Below are 13,198 nucleotides of genomic sequence, written 5' to 3' on the forward strand. Positions count from 1 at the left end.
CCGGTCCGTTCGGGGCGGGCGGCCCGGGGCGGACCGCTGCTCACTGCCGGTTTATCACGGTGCGTCGCCGGTCCGTCCGGCCGTAGCCTCCTGGCATGACGAGCCCGACCAGCCCGACCAGCCGGACCAGCCGGTCCGCCCCGGCCAGCCCGGTCTGCCCGCCGAAGCCGTCCCCGGGCGACCGCATCGCGGTGATCTCGCCCTCCTCCGGTCTGCCGGGGCTCTTCCCGCTCCCCTACGAGCTGGGCCTGAAGCGGCTGCGCGAGGAATTCGGACTGGAGCCGGTCGAGTATCCGGCGACCCGCACGATGGGCTCCACGCCCCAGGAGCGGGCCGACGACATCCACGCCGCCTTCGCCGATCCGGAGATCAGGGCCGTCATCGCGTCGATCGGCGGGGACGACCAGATCACCGTGCTGCCGTACCTGGACCGGGAGTTGATCCGGGCCTGCCCGAAGCCCTTCTTCGGGATGAGCGACAACACCAACCTGCTCGCGTTCCTGCGCACCTGCGGCATCGTCGGCTTCCACGGCGGGAGCGTGATGTGCGAACTCGGCCGCCCCGGCGCCATGCACCCGCAGACCGCCGAGTCCCTGCGCGCGGCCCTGTTCACCACCGGGCCGTACGAGTTGAGGCCCGCCGCGCGGTGGCGCGACATCGACCGGGACTGGGCGGATCCGGCGACCTTCGCCGCGGAGCCGGAGACCCGGCCCGGGTCCGGCTGGACCTGGGTGAACCCCGGCCGGGTGGTGGAGGGCCGCAGTTGGGGCGGCTGCCTGGAGATCTTCGCCGAGCTGCTGATGGCCGACCGCGAGATCGCGCGCGACCTGTCCGCGTACGACGGCGGCGTGCTGCTCCTGGAGACCTCCGAGGACATGCCGAGCGCCACGGAGGTCTTCCGCATCCTGCGGAGCATGGGTGAGCGGTGGCTGCTGGGGCGCTTCCCGGCCCTGCTGATGGGCCGGCCCAAGACGTGGTCCTTCGAGCGGCCCAACACCCCACAGGAGGCCGTCCGTTACGCGGCGGAGCAGCGGGAGGCCGTCCTGCGCGCCATGCGGACCTACGCGCCCGGCAGCACGATCGTCTTCGACGTGGACTTCGGGCACACGGATCCGCAACTGGTGATCCCGTACGGGGGAACCGTGCGCGTGGACGGGCCCGCCCGGCGCATCACGGTCACGTACTGAAGACCCCCGGGCCTTCCGCGCGCCCCCGTAACCGCTGATCACGGTGGGTAGTTGACGCGGCATGCACGACGTACGCAACGTGAGGGCGCCCGCGCCCTCCATGCCGCGCCTCGCGGCTGCCTCACTGGCCGGAACGGCCATCGAGTTCTACGACTTCTTCGTCTACGGCACGGCGGCGGCCCAGCCTGGGGTGCTTCGCGTTGCTGCCGGAGACGCGTCCGGTGGGGGTGGGCGCGGCTGCGGAGGCGGCCGGGGCAGGGTGAGCTGGGGTGGGTGACGGGGGCGTGGGTTCGGGGGCGTGGGTACGGGGGCGTAAACGCTTACGCGAGCGTTTGCGGGCTGGGGTGACGACCTCTCGCCGGCCCAGCGCCGCGTAAACGCTTGCGTGAGCGTTTACGCGGCGTTACGGATTGATCGCCAGCTCCAGATACGCCGCGAACAGCACCAGATGGACCCCGCCCTGGAGCGGCGTGGCCCGGCCCGGTACCACCGTCAGGGAGGCGACCACCACCGTCAGGGCGAGCAGCACCATGTGCGTGGCGCCGAGGCCGAGGACGAGCGGGCCGGAGAGCCACAGGGAGGCGAGTGCTACGGCCGGGATGGTCAGGCCGATGCTGGCCATGGCCGAGCCGAGGGCCAGGTTCAGACTGGTCTGCACCCGGTCGCGGCGGGAGGCGCGCAGCGCGGCGATGGTCTCCGGGAGCAGCACCAGCAGCGCGATGATCACGCCGACGACCGCGTGCGGGAGCCCGGCCGCCTCCACGCCGGACTCGATGGTGGGTGAGACCCCCTTGGCCAGTCCGACCACGCCGACCAGGGCCAGGCCCAGCAGCGTCAGGCTGATCCGGGCGGTGGCGGCGGTCGGAGCCTCGGCGTGCTCGTCGGCGGTGATCACTTCACCGTGCCGGGTGATCGGCAGGAAGTAGTCACGGTGCCGCACGGTCTGCGTCGCGACGAACAGGCCGTACAGGATCAGCGAGGACAGCGCCGCGAAGGTCAGCTGGACGGTGGAGAACTCCGGCCCCGGCTTGCTGGTGGTGAAGGTCGGCAGCACCAGGCTGAGGGTGGCCAGCGTCGCGACGGTGGCGAGTGCGGCGCCGGTGCCCTCCGGGTTGAAGACGGCCGTGCCGTGCCGCAGAGACGCGACGAGGAGGCACAGGCCGACGATGCCGTTGCAGGTGATCATCACGGCCGCGAAGACCGTGTCCCGCGCCAGGGTCGCGCTCTTGTCCCCGCCGTCGACCATCAGCGTGACGATGAGGGCGACTTCGATGATCGTGACGGCGACCGCGAGCACGAGCGAGCCGAACGGTTCTCCGACCTTGTGGGCCACCACTTCGGCGTGGTGCACCGCGGCCAGGACCGCTCCCGCGAGGACCAGGGTCACCAGGACGACGACGGCGACCGGAAGATCCCGCCCCCAGGTCAGGATCAGCAGCACGACGGCGAGCAGGGGCACCAGAGTCGTCCACTGTGCCGCGAGCCGCCTGCGCCGAGCGATCATGAAGAGATGGTCGCAGACCTGCGGGGGCCCCGCACGCGAGGCTCGGTCTCGGAGTCGGTGATCCGCACGAACTTCATGGCACCTCCAGTCGGCCGCGGCGCCCCGGGCAGGGGAACGCGCTCAGGGGGGCAGGCAAGCACCGGGGCCGGTGGTCGGAAGTCCGACGAGCACCGGTCCCGGTGATGGTTCTTTCTGGGCTCGACGCCGTCAGACGTCGATGCTGTCCTTCGGAGCGTCTCCGCTCTGCGCCGCCTCGGCCTCCGCCTGCTTCTTGGAAGCGCGCAGGCTGGTGATCGTGGTGACGATCAGAACGGCGCAGATCACGCCGAGCGAGACCGGAATGCTGATCTCGGGGACGGACACCCCGGACTCGTGCAGGGCGTGCAGCACCAGCTTCACGCCGATGAAGCCCAGGATGATCGACAGGCCGTAGGAGAGGTGGACCAGCTTCCTCAGCAGGCCGCCGATGAGGAAGTACAGCTGGCGCAGGCCCATCAGGGCGAAGGCGTTCGCGGTGAAGACGATGTACGGGTCCTGCGTCAGGCCGAAGATCGCGGGGATGGAGTCGAGGGCGAACAGCACGTCCGTGGTGCCGATCGCGAGCATCACGACCAGCATCGGCGTCATGACCCGCTTGCCGTTCTCCTCGATCCACAGCTTGGTGCCGTGGTACCGGTCCGCCACTCCGAAGCGGCGCTCGGCGGCCTTGAGGAGCTTGTTCTCCTCGAACTCCTCTTCCTCCTCGTCGGCCCGGGCCTCCTGGATCAGCTTCCAGGCGGTGTAGATGAGGAAGGCGCCGAAGATGTAGAAGACCCAGGCGAAGCTGGCGAGGATCGCCGCGCCGGCGGCGATGAAGATCGCTCGCAGGACCAGAGCGATGAGGACACCGATCAGCAGCACCCGCTGCTGGTACTGCGACGGCACCGCGAACTTCGCCATGATCAGGACGAAGACGAAGAGGTTGTCGACGCTGAGCGACTTCTCGGTGATGAAGCCAGCGAAGAACTCACCGGCCGGCTGGCCGCCGGCGAACAGAAGCAGGCCGAGCCCGAAGAGCGCGGCCAGCACGATCCAGACGACCGTCCAGATCCCGGCTTCCTTGATCGACACGTCGTGCGGCTTGCGGCCGATGAAGAAGTCGACCGCGATGAGGGCGGCAAGGCCCACGATCGTCAGGACCCATAGGGTCACGGAAACATCCACTGCGCCTCCGGCAGTCGTAACGGCAAATGTCAGCGTCGTCGCTGCCGGAGGTCTCTTCCACCCAATGATGGGCCGACGCCCCGGGATCTGGCCTGATCCGTATTGACGGGTACGTCGCAGCAGACAGGGAGTACTCCCCTCCGTGCGGTCAACAGTACCCAATCACCAAGAACTGGTAAAGCGCTTGGCAAAAGAAAGACCAAAATCCCTGGTCAGAGGGCTTTACGTGAACTTGGTGCGGGCCGCTGCGACCTGCGCGAGCACCTGCTGGAGGACCTGGCTGCCGGGCGGCACGAGCGACGGCTCGTAGGTCCAGGCATGACCGACCCACGGGTCGGCGAGGTGATCGTCGGCCACCGGCGTCAGCCGCAGCAGCGAACGCCACAGCGGGTCGAGCAGCGGCCCGTAGCCGGAGGATTCCTCACGGTCGGCCACCATCATCAGGTGGACGCCGAAGGCGGGACCCTCGTCGGCCAGGTAGCGCAGCTGGTTCACGGCCCGGTCGTCGAATCCGTGCGGGAAGTCGTTGACGATCAGGAGCTGCTGCGAGGTGTCGAACCCGGGCGGGAGGGCGTCGGCGGCGCCGCCCCGGACCGCCATCTGCACCAGATCGACCCGCTGGGTGAGCCGGCCCAGCACGTCCGCCACCCCGGCGGCGCCGAGCGCGGGCGGGGCCGCGAGCACCCCGGACTGCACCAGGGGCACCAGCGGCTGGGCCCCGGAGCCGGCCGGGTCGATGACGTGGACGGTGAACTCGCCCGCCGGATAGACGGCCAGCAGCCGCGCCGCGTGCGCGACCGCCGTCTCCATGGCGAGACGGCCCATGGTGTGCGAGTCGGTGAACGAACCGTCGAACCCCCCGGCCGCCCCGCTGTCGATCCACAGGCCCCGCTCCAGCGGCAGCCGGACCAGCATCGGGATGCGGATCCGGTCGGCCTCGGGGAGATGGAGGTCGCCCAGGCGCAGGGCCATGGGGATCTCCATCGGCACCCGGTAGGCGTGCCACGCCGGGTTGTCCCAGCGGGCGTACGCCGGTGGCAGGGCCGGTTCGACGACGTCGGCCTCGGCCGCGAGCTGGGTGAGGTCGCGGTCGAGGGCCTCGCGGGCCTGGTCGACGAGCTGGGCGTGCCGGGCCCGGGCGGCCTCGCGGGCGGCGTCGCCCTGTCCGCCGATCCGGCTGCGCGGATCGGAGAGGACCTGCTCCAGCTCCTTGTCCATGCGCGACTCGGCGAAGTCGACGGCGCTGCGGTAGGCGGCGGTGGTGCGGGCCAGGTCCTCGAACATGCCCCACACCTGGTTGTAGAGCCGCTCCTCCATGGACCAGCCGGTCGCGTCGCCCGCGACGGGCTGTGCGGGTTGCCCGGGTGCGGCCGGGGGCGCGGTGGGCGGAGGCGGGGGCGGGGCGGCGTTCTGCCGGCGCGGGTGGCTGTAGTCGATCGGGCCGCCCGCCGTGGGCGCGGACGGCTGGGTGACGGCGCTGGAGTCCGGCGCGGCGTACGGCTGCTGCGGCGCGGGCTGTCCGGGGCCGCCGGAGGTCTGGCCGCCGTACGGGGACACCGGTGGCACGGGGCCGGGCTGGGGTGCGGTGCCGCTCTGGTCCGGGCCGAGGGCGGGGGCCGCCGTCTGCCGGGAGCGGTCGCCGTCCGCCGTGCGCGGTGGGGGCGCCTGCACCGAGCGGGCGAGTCCCTGGGCCACCGCGTCGTGGACGGTGCCGGCGAGCTGGTGGGCCTGTGGCAGGCCCTGGTCGGCGAGGAGTTCGGCGAGGCCGCCCGCGTAGCCCTGGCCTACGGCGCGCACCTTCCAGGCGCCCTGGCGGCGGTAGAGCTCCAGGGCGACGACGGCCGACTCGGCCTCCAGGCCGGTGATGGTGTAGCTGGCGACCTCGTCGCCGTCGAGGCCGGTGACGGCGACGAACGGGGCCGCCACGGCGCCGAAACGGGCCGGGCCCGCCCCGCCGACGGGCAGGGCGAGCAGCACGCTGACACGGTGGACGGCCTCCGGCACGGCGTCCAGGTCCACCGCGAGGCGATGGTCGGCGGCGGCCTGCCGGGAGACCTCGAGACCCGGCTGGGTGGGTGCGCCCGGGTGGGCGACCCACTCCACGCCGTGGATCCGGCCGTTCTCGTCACCGAGCGCGGCCACGGCCACGATCGGCGTACCGGCCGAGATCCGGATCTCGAGACGGGCCTGGGAGAGCGGGTGGTTCTGCCCCCGCACCAGCTCGGCCGTCATCGCCTTCGTCCCCCTGTGTCGTTGTGTGAGGTCGTGTGCTGCTCGCCGGGCCCGCCGGTCCGGGCCCGGGGTGCGTCAGAGCACCGGCAGGATCGCCGGCATCAGGTCCTGGAAGGTACGGCCGTTGGCCGGGTTGCCCAGGGCCGTCATCGACCAGCCCTGGCCCGCGCGGTGGACCTTGGCCATGATCTGGGCCGTGTACTGGCCGCCGCCGGCGAGCGTGTAGCGGGCGAGCTCCTGGCCGTTGGTCTCGTCGACCAGGCGGCAGAACGCGTTCTGCACCTCCTGGAAGGTCTGTCCCGTGAAGGAGTTCACGGTGAAGACGATCTGGTCGATGTGGACCGGGACGCGCGCGAGGTCGACGAGGATCGCCTCGTCGTCGCCGCCCTGGCCGACACCGCCGACGAGGTTGTCACCGGTGTGGCGCACCGAGCCGTCGTCGCTCACCAGGTGGCGGAAGAAGACGACGTCGACCGGCTGCTTGTCCGCGAACAGGACGGCGGAGGCGTCGAGGTCGATCTCTCGCGTGCGCGAGCCGAACAGCCCGCGCCGGGGAGCCGCCTGCCAGCCGAGACCCATACGAACCGCAGTCAGGCTGCCGCCGTCGTTCTTCTGCAGACTGATGGCCTGACCCTTGGTCATGTTGACGGTCACGCGCTGATTCCCCTCTCGAACGTCCCCTGTTGCCGCGAAGTCGCGGTTGACCAGCACCTTACGCAGGGGCACTGACAGCGACGTACCCCGGTCCGCACTTTGTGTCGGTCTTGCAACACTGCGCGTACGCGGCACGCTGTCAGGCCAGACCCGCCTCCTTCATCTGGCGCAGTTCCTTCTTCATCTCGGAGACCTCGTCGCGCAGTCGGGCCGCGATCTCGAACTGGAGCTCCGCGGCTGCGGCCCGCATCCGCGCGGTGAGCTCCTCGATCTGCCCGGCCAGTTCGGCCGCGGGACGGTCGGTCGGCACCGTCTCCTCGGCCTTCCCCTTGCCCTTGGCGGGCTTGGCAGCCCCTGCGGCCTTGCCGAGGGAGGGCACGGGCGCCTTGGTGCCCCCGCCGTCCTTCTTCGCCTTGCGGTAACCCGAGCCGAGCAGCTGCTCGGTGTCGATGTCCTCGCGGGCGATCTGGGCGACGATGTCGTTGATCTTCTTGCGCAGCGGCTGGGGGTCGATGCCCCGCTCCGTGTTGTACGCGATCTGCTTCTCACGGCGCCGGTTGGTCTCCTCGATGGCCTTCTCCATCGCCGGAGTGATCTTGTCGGCGTACATGTGGACCTGACCGGACACGTTGCGCGCGGCGCGGCCGATGGTCTGGATCAGGGACGTGCCCGAGCGCAGGAAGCCCTCCTTGTCGGCGTCCAGGATCGCCACCAGGGACACCTCGGGCAGGTCGAGGCCCTCGCGCAGGAGGTTGATGCCGACCAGGACGTCGTACTCGCCGGCGCGCAGTTCACGCAGTAGTTCGACGCGGCGCAGGGTGTCGACGTCGCTGTGCAGGTAGCGCACCTGGATGCCCAGCTCCAGGAAGTAGTCGGTGAGGTCCTCGGCCATCTTCTTGGTGAGCGTGGTGACCAGGACGCGCTCGTCCTTCTCGGTGCGCAGCCGGATCTCGTGCACCAGGTCGTCGATCTGGCCCTCGGTGGGCTTGACGACGACCTCCGGGTCGACGAGGCCGGTGGGGCGGATGATCTGCTCGACGAAGCCGTCCGAGCGGGACATCTCGTAGGTGCCCGGGGTGGCCGACAGATAGACCGTCTGGCCGATGCGCTCCTGGAACTCCTCCCACTTCAGGGGGCGGTTGTCCAGGGCGGAGGGCAGCCGGAAGCCGTGGTCGACGAGGGTGCGCTTGCGGGAGGCGTCGCCCTCGTACATGGCGCCGATCTGCGGGACGGTGACATGCGACTCGTCGATGACGAGGAGGAAGTCGTCCGGGAAGTAGTCCAACAGGGTGTTGGGCGGGGAGCCGGGCGAGCGGCCGTCGAAGTGCATCGAGTAGTTCTCCACGCCGGAGCAGCTGCCGATCTGGCGCAGCATCTCGATGTCGTACGTGGTCCGCATGCGCAGGCGCTGGGCCTCCAGCAGCTTGCCCTGCTTCTCCAGCTCTGTCAGGCGCTCGGCCAGCTCCTTCTCGATGTCGTTGACGGCCCGCTCCAGGCGCTCGGGTCCCGCGACGTAGTGGGAGGCCGGGAAGACGTAGAGGTGGTCGTCGTCGCTGATGATCTCGCCGGTGAGCGGGTGCAGCGTGGACAGCGCCTCGATCTCGTCGCCGAACATCTCGATGCGGACGGCCAGCTCCTCGTAGACCGGGAAGATCTCGATGGTGTCGCCGCGGACGCGGAAGGTGCCTCGGGTGAAGGCCAGGTCGTTGCGCGTGTACTGGATGTCCACGAAGCGGCGCAGCAGCTCGTCGCGGTCGATCTCCTCGCCGACCTTGAGGGGGACCATGCGGTCCACGTACTCCTGCGGGGTGCCGAGGCCGTAGATGCAGGAGACCGAGGCGACCACGACGACGTCGCGGCGGGTGAGCAGAGAGTTGGTCGCGGAGTGGCGCAGGCGCTCGACCTCCTCGTTGATCGAGGAGTCCTTCTCGATGTAGGTGTCCGACTGCGGGACGTACGCCTCGGGCTGGTAGTAGTCGTAGTACGAGACGAAGTATTCGACGGCGTTGTTCGGCAGGAGCTCGCGGAACTCGTTGGCCAGCTGGGCGGCCAGGGTCTTGTTCGGCGCCATCACGAGGGTGGGGCGCTGGAGCTTCTCGATCATCCACGCGGTGGTGGCGGACTTGCCGGTGCCGGTCGCGCCGAGCAGCACGACGTCCTTCTCACCGGCCTCGATACGCCGGGCGAGGTCGGCGATGGCCGTCGGCTGGTCGCCGTTGGGCTGGTAGGGGCTGACGACCTCGAAGGGCGCCACCGTGCGTTCGATCTTTGAAACGGGCCGCATGGGGTCCACCGTACGACCCCCCACTGACAACGGGCTCTGATCAGCGGTTCTGCGGGGTGCGGGAGCCCCTGTGCTCCACGGTGCGGCGGGGGCGGAACCGCAGGCGGGCGGCGGAGTGCCGGACGTGGCTGTGCGCGGGGATGCCGGGCTTGGGCTCGGCGGGGACCACGCGGGGCTTGCCCATGACCATCAGCGGATCGAAGATCACCACGACGCCCGCGAGGAGCAGGAAGGCCAGCGGCCCGATCAGCATGGGTGCGAGCAGGCTCGCGGGCGAGTCCCCGGTGGCGGGTTCGGACGTGCCGTGCAGGTGGACGCTGAGGGCGGCCATGCCGGTGTAGTGCATGCCGCTGACGGCCAGTCCCATGACGAGGCTCGCGCCCACACTCCACAGGAAGCCCCTGACCTGGCCGGCGGCCCAGAGGGCGGCGGTCGCCGCGGCCATGGCGATGGCGACGGAGATGCCGACGGTGACGGTGTTGTACTCCAGTTTTCCGTCCAGGCTCATGCTGGCCATGCCGAGGTAGTGCATCGACGCGATGCCCAGGCCGGTGATGGTGCCACCGGTGAACAGGGCCGTTCCGCGCGCTCCGCGGTAGCCGACGATGAAGATCCCGACGCCCACCATGACGATGGCGACGGCCAGGCTCGCGAAGGTCATCGCCTTGTCGTAGTGGATCGGGGTGCCGCGGACCGTGAATCCCATCATCGCGACGAAGTGCATGGTCCATATGCCCGAGCCGATGGCGGCGGCGCCGAGGGCCAGCCAGCCGGGGCGCCAGGACTGGGCGACGAGCATGGGTCGGGTGGTGCAGCGCAGGCCCAGCGCGCCGCCGAGAAAGGCCATGAAGTAGGCGACCAGGGGTGTGACCAGGCCATAGCTGAATCCGTCGACCGTGCCCTGCATGCGCGGCTGCCCTTCCCGCCCTCGTACGTCCCGGAATTCCCGATGTGCGCCCCCTCCCAGGACCGCCACGAGCGGTCAGGGTTGACGCAGAGAGTATGACTCCCACCGGAATGGTCGAACGACTTTCCGGCAAATGAACACGGCCTTGCCGCAGTTGTGCGGTACCAGTGAGCGGAGTTGGGCGACCTCCGTTCAACGTGTGGCCATCCCGCACCCCTCTCGCGTTGACCCTCTGCTGTCACAGTTGCGCTGTCCGTGATGTCGCCGTTCGTTCGTCGCGAGGAGTACGCATGCACGCGCGCGCTGTCGCCGCCTCGACCACCGCACTCCTGGGGACCGTCGCCCTGCTGTTCCCCGTCTCCCCCGCCCGTGCCGCACAGGCCGGGACCTCGCCGTCGGTCATCGCTCACCGCGGCGCCTCGGCGTACGCGCCCGAGAACACCCTGGCCGCCGTGGACAGGGCGGCCGCGCTGGGCATCGGCTGGGTGGAGAACGACGTGCAGCGCACGCGGGACGGTGAGCTGGTCGTCCTGCACGACGACAATCTGCGCCGCACGACCGACGCCGAGGAGGTCTTCCCCGGCCGGGCTCCCTGGAAGGTGAAGGACTTCACCGCCGCGGAGATCGCCCGGCTGGACGCGGGCAGCTGGTTCGGACCCGCGTACGCGGGCGCCCGCGTGCCGACGCTGGAGCAGTTCGTGCGGCGCTTGGAGCGCCATCGCCAGAAGCTGCTCCTGGAGATCAAGAATCCCGAGCTGTACCCGGGCATCGAGGGGCAGACGCTGAAGGTCCTCAGCAACGAGGGCTGGCTCGACCGGTCGCATGTGGCGGGCCGGCTGATCGTGCAGAGCTTCAGCGCGGACAGCGTGCGTACGGTGCACGAGCTGAAGCCCGCGGTGAAGACGGGCCTGCTGGGAACGCCGCCGGTGTCGGACCTGCTCGACTGCTCCGAGTTCGCCGACCAGATCAACCCCTCGTACAGCTCGCTGTCCCCGGCGTACGTGTCCTCGGTGCAGGCGTTCGACGGGCCGCACGGCGAGCCGATGGAGGTCTTCGCCTGGACGGTCGACGACGCGAGGACGGCCCAGCGGGTCGCCGGGTACGGGGTCGACGGGATCATCACCAACAGGCCGGACGTGGTGCGGGACGCCGTGGGCGGCTGATCGGGCGGTCCGTCCGGGCCGCGTTGTCAGTGGTGGGTCCTAGTGTGGGCGCATGGACAGCCGAGAGCAGGTCGAGCCGCGGGTCGTGTGGGCGGTCGTCGAGAGCGGCATCGGGCCGTTGCTGCTGGCCGCGAGCCGGGACGGCCTGGTCAACGTCGTGTTCCACGCCACGGACGCGGTGCGGGACAAGGCCGTCGAGCGGCTGGCGTCGCGGCTGGGCACCGAGCCCGTCGAGGCGCCCGGCTCCCCGCTGCTGGCCGAGGCGATACGCCAGGTCGAGGCGTACCTCGCGGGTGACCGACGCGACTTCGACCTGCCGCTGGACTGGTCGCTGATCTCCGGATTCAACCGGGAGGTCCTGCGCGAGCTGGCCTCGGGCGTGCCCTACGGCCAGGTGGTCGGATACGGCGACCTGGCCGGACGGGTCGGTCAGCCCGGCGCGGCCCAGGCCGTGGGCATGGCGATGGGCGCCAACCCGCTGCCGGTGGTGGTGCCCTGTCACCGGGTCGTCGAGAGCGACGGCGGCATCGGCGGTTTCGGGGGCGGGCTGGAGACCAAGCGGAGGCTGCTCGCCCTGGAAGGGGTGCTTCCGGAGCCGCTCTTCTGAGCGTCCGGTCCGGTCAGTCGTAGTGGCGGGCCTCGAAGACGTTGCCGTCGGGGTCGCGGAAGTAGAAGCTGCGGGTGGCCTTGCCCCGGGCTCCGAAGGAGTCGTGCGCGAGGCCGGACATCGGTACGGAGCGCTCCTCGAGGCGGCTGAGGAGGGCGTCGAAGTCACCGCGCGGCAGCGAGAGGCAGACGTGGTTGACGGGATGCCCCGCGCTCTCGGTGGAGCCGGGCAGCATCGTCATGCGCTGCACGAAGCTCAGCGGCATGAGGTCGAGGATGGTCTCGTCGTTGACGCGCACGGAGGGGAACGGCGCCTCACCCGCCGCGAACTCCGTGAGCCGTACCGCCTCCAGGCCGACGGCCTTCGTGTAGAAGTCTGCGGCGGCGAGCGGGTCGCGCACCCAGAGGACGACATGGTCGAGGCGTGGTGTGTGGTCCGTCATGCACCCCAGGCTCGTGACGACTCGGGCAGCCCGCAAGGGTTTGGCCCGGCTCGCCGCCCGCCAGAGATGAGGGAAGACGACTGACCGACTGACAGGAGGCAGGCGCGTGGTGCTGGCGGTGTCCGAGGAAGTGCGGGAGGCGATCGACACGGGCCGGCCCGTCGTCGCCCTGGAGTCCACGATCATCGCGCACGGGCTGCCCCGGCCGCGCAACCTCCAGGTGGCGCTGGAGCTGGAGACGGCCGTACGGCAGGAGGGCGCGGTCCCCGCCACGATCGCCGTGCTGGACGGGCGCCCGCGCGTCGGCCTGGACAAGGAGCAACTGGAACGGGTCGCGAACGAGGAGGGGATCCGCAAGCTCGGCCACCGTGATCTGCCGCTCGCGGTGGCGTCCGGGGCGAGCGGGGCGACCACGGTGTCGGCGACCGCGCTGCTGGCCGCGCGGGCGGGCGTGCGGGTCTTCGCGACCGGCGGGCTCGGCGGAGTGCACCGGGAGTGGACCGTGACGCAGGACGAGTCGGCCGACCTGGGGCTGCTGGCCCGCACGCGCATCACGGTGGTGTGTGCCGGGGTGAAGTCGATCCTGGACGTCCCGGCGACCCTGCAGCGGCTGGAGACCCTGGGGGTCGCCGTGGCGGGGTACGGCACCGGCCGGTTCCCCGGCTTCTACCTCAGCGACTCGGGCTGTCCGGTGGACTGGACGCTGGAGACGCCGGAGCAGGTGGCGGGTGTCATGCGGGCGCAGGACGCGCTCGGCGGGCCGGAGTCGGCGCTGATCGTCGCCAACCCCGTCCCCGAGGAGGAGCAACTCGATCCGGACCTGCACGCGCGTGTGCTCGCCGACGCGCTGCACGCGTGCGAGGAGGAAGGCGTCACCGGCCAAGCGGTCACGCCGTTCCTGCTCGGCTATCTCGTGCGGCACACGGACGGAGCTTCCCTGAGCGCCAATCTGGCCGCGGTCCGCGGCAATGTCCGCCTTGCGGCCCGGATCGCGGCGGCCCGGGTCCGGGTGTGA

Annotated in this window: 11 protein-coding genes; 4 read left to right on the plus strand and 7 right to left on the minus strand. The window is 70.7% G+C overall.

Going from position 1 to position 13,198, the window contains the following annotated elements:
* Positions 1 to 95: 95 nt before the first annotated feature.
* On the plus strand, positions 96 to 1,187 hold the full coding sequence (locus tag ACFZDE_RS31690) for an LD-carboxypeptidase (protein WP_391205772.1): 1,092 nt from the start codon (positions 96 to 98) through the stop codon (positions 1,185 to 1,187).
* Positions 1,188 to 1,590: 403 nt separating this feature from the next.
* Here ACFZDE_RS31690 and ACFZDE_RS31695 read toward each other — a convergent pair whose 3' ends face one another.
* The 6 genes from ACFZDE_RS31695 to ACFZDE_RS31720 all read right to left on the minus strand — a co-directional run bounded on the left by ACFZDE_RS31695 (position 1,591) and on the right by ACFZDE_RS31720 (position 9,971).
* The gene (locus ACFZDE_RS31695) at positions 1,591 to 2,691 is read right to left on the minus strand and encodes a calcium:proton antiporter (protein WP_391002342.1); all 1,101 of its coding nucleotides are present in this window, start codon (positions 2,689 to 2,691) and stop codon (positions 1,591 to 1,593) included.
* Between the two features lie 207 nt (positions 2,692 to 2,898).
* Positions 2,899 to 3,894, minus strand: coding sequence for a TerC/Alx family metal homeostasis membrane protein (locus ACFZDE_RS31700; RefSeq protein ID WP_391002340.1), 996 nt, complete (start codon positions 3,892 to 3,894; stop codon positions 2,899 to 2,901).
* Between the two features lie 222 nt (positions 3,895 to 4,116).
* Positions 4,117 to 6,126 (minus strand): TerD family protein, encoded by a 2,010-nt coding sequence (locus ACFZDE_RS31705; protein WP_391205775.1) that lies wholly within the window; start codon positions 6,124 to 6,126, stop codon positions 4,117 to 4,119.
* Between the two features lie 75 nt (positions 6,127 to 6,201).
* Entirely contained in the window at positions 6,202 to 6,780 is a 579-nt protein-coding gene (locus ACFZDE_RS31710; RefSeq protein ID WP_031109141.1) for a TerD family protein, read from the minus strand.
* Between the two features lie 139 nt (positions 6,781 to 6,919).
* Complete coding sequence (gene uvrB, locus ACFZDE_RS31715; protein ID WP_391002335.1) at positions 6,920 to 9,064, minus strand: excinuclease ABC subunit UvrB; 2,145 nt, start codon at positions 9,062 to 9,064, stop codon at positions 6,920 to 6,922.
* Between the two features lie 40 nt (positions 9,065 to 9,104).
* Positions 9,105 to 9,971 (minus strand): MHYT domain-containing protein, encoded by an 867-nt coding sequence (locus ACFZDE_RS31720; RefSeq protein ID WP_391002334.1) that lies wholly within the window; start codon positions 9,969 to 9,971, stop codon positions 9,105 to 9,107.
* Between the two features lie 290 nt (positions 9,972 to 10,261).
* Between ACFZDE_RS31720 and ACFZDE_RS31725 the strand changes: the two genes are divergently transcribed.
* Both ACFZDE_RS31725 and ACFZDE_RS31730 read left to right on the plus strand, forming a co-directional pair.
* Positions 10,262 to 11,134: a glycerophosphodiester phosphodiesterase family protein gene (locus ACFZDE_RS31725; RefSeq protein ID WP_391205778.1), complete on the plus strand. Its 873-nt coding sequence runs from the start codon at positions 10,262 to 10,264 to the stop codon at positions 11,132 to 11,134.
* Positions 11,135 to 11,186: 52 nt separating this feature from the next.
* Complete coding sequence (locus tag ACFZDE_RS31730) at positions 11,187 to 11,741, plus strand: methylated-DNA--[protein]-cysteine S-methyltransferase (protein WP_391002330.1); 555 nt, start codon at positions 11,187 to 11,189, stop codon at positions 11,739 to 11,741.
* Between the two features lie 13 nt (positions 11,742 to 11,754).
* Here the strand turns inward: ACFZDE_RS31730 and ACFZDE_RS31735 are convergent, their stop codons facing one another.
* Entirely contained in the window at positions 11,755 to 12,183 is a 429-nt protein-coding gene (locus ACFZDE_RS31735; protein WP_391002328.1) for a VOC family protein, read from the minus strand.
* 106 nt (positions 12,184 to 12,289) lie between these two features.
* On the opposite strand from ACFZDE_RS31735, the gene ACFZDE_RS31740 reads away from it, so the two are divergent.
* Complete coding sequence (locus ACFZDE_RS31740; protein WP_391205781.1) at positions 12,290 to 13,198, plus strand: pseudouridine-5'-phosphate glycosidase; 909 nt, start codon at positions 12,290 to 12,292, stop codon at positions 13,196 to 13,198.

The sequence above is a fragment of the Streptomyces sp. NPDC007929 genome (assembly GCF_042959065.1).
In the GTDB taxonomy this organism is placed as follows: Bacteria; Actinomycetota; Actinomycetes; order Streptomycetales; family Streptomycetaceae; genus Streptomyces.

Bases quoted from the DNA above. Each gene is read 5' to 3' on its own strand.
- ACFZDE_RS31690 (WP_391205772.1), top strand. From the start codon at position 96: ATGACGAGCCCGACCAGCCCGACCAGCCGGACCAGCCGGTCCGCCCCG.
- ACFZDE_RS31695 (WP_391002342.1), bottom strand. From the start codon at position 2,691: ATGATCGCTCGGCGCAGGCGGCTCGCGGCACAGTGGACGACTCTGGTG.
- ACFZDE_RS31705 (WP_391205775.1), bottom strand. From the start codon at position 6,126: ATGACGGCCGAGCTGGTGCGGGGGCAGAACCACCCGCTCTCCCAGGCC.
- uvrB (WP_391002335.1), bottom strand. From the start codon at position 9,064: ATGCGGCCCGTTTCAAAGATCGAACGCACGGTGGCGCCCTTCGAGGTC.
- ACFZDE_RS31720 (WP_391002334.1), bottom strand. From the start codon at position 9,971: ATGCAGGGCACGGTCGACGGATTCAGCTATGGCCTGGTCACACCCCTG.
- ACFZDE_RS31725 (WP_391205778.1), top strand. From the start codon at position 10,262: ATGCACGCGCGCGCTGTCGCCGCCTCGACCACCGCACTCCTGGGGACC.
- ACFZDE_RS31730 (WP_391002330.1), top strand. From the start codon at position 11,187: ATGGACAGCCGAGAGCAGGTCGAGCCGCGGGTCGTGTGGGCGGTCGTC.
- ACFZDE_RS31735 (WP_391002328.1), bottom strand. From the start codon at position 12,183: ATGACGGACCACACACCACGCCTCGACCATGTCGTCCTCTGGGTGCGC.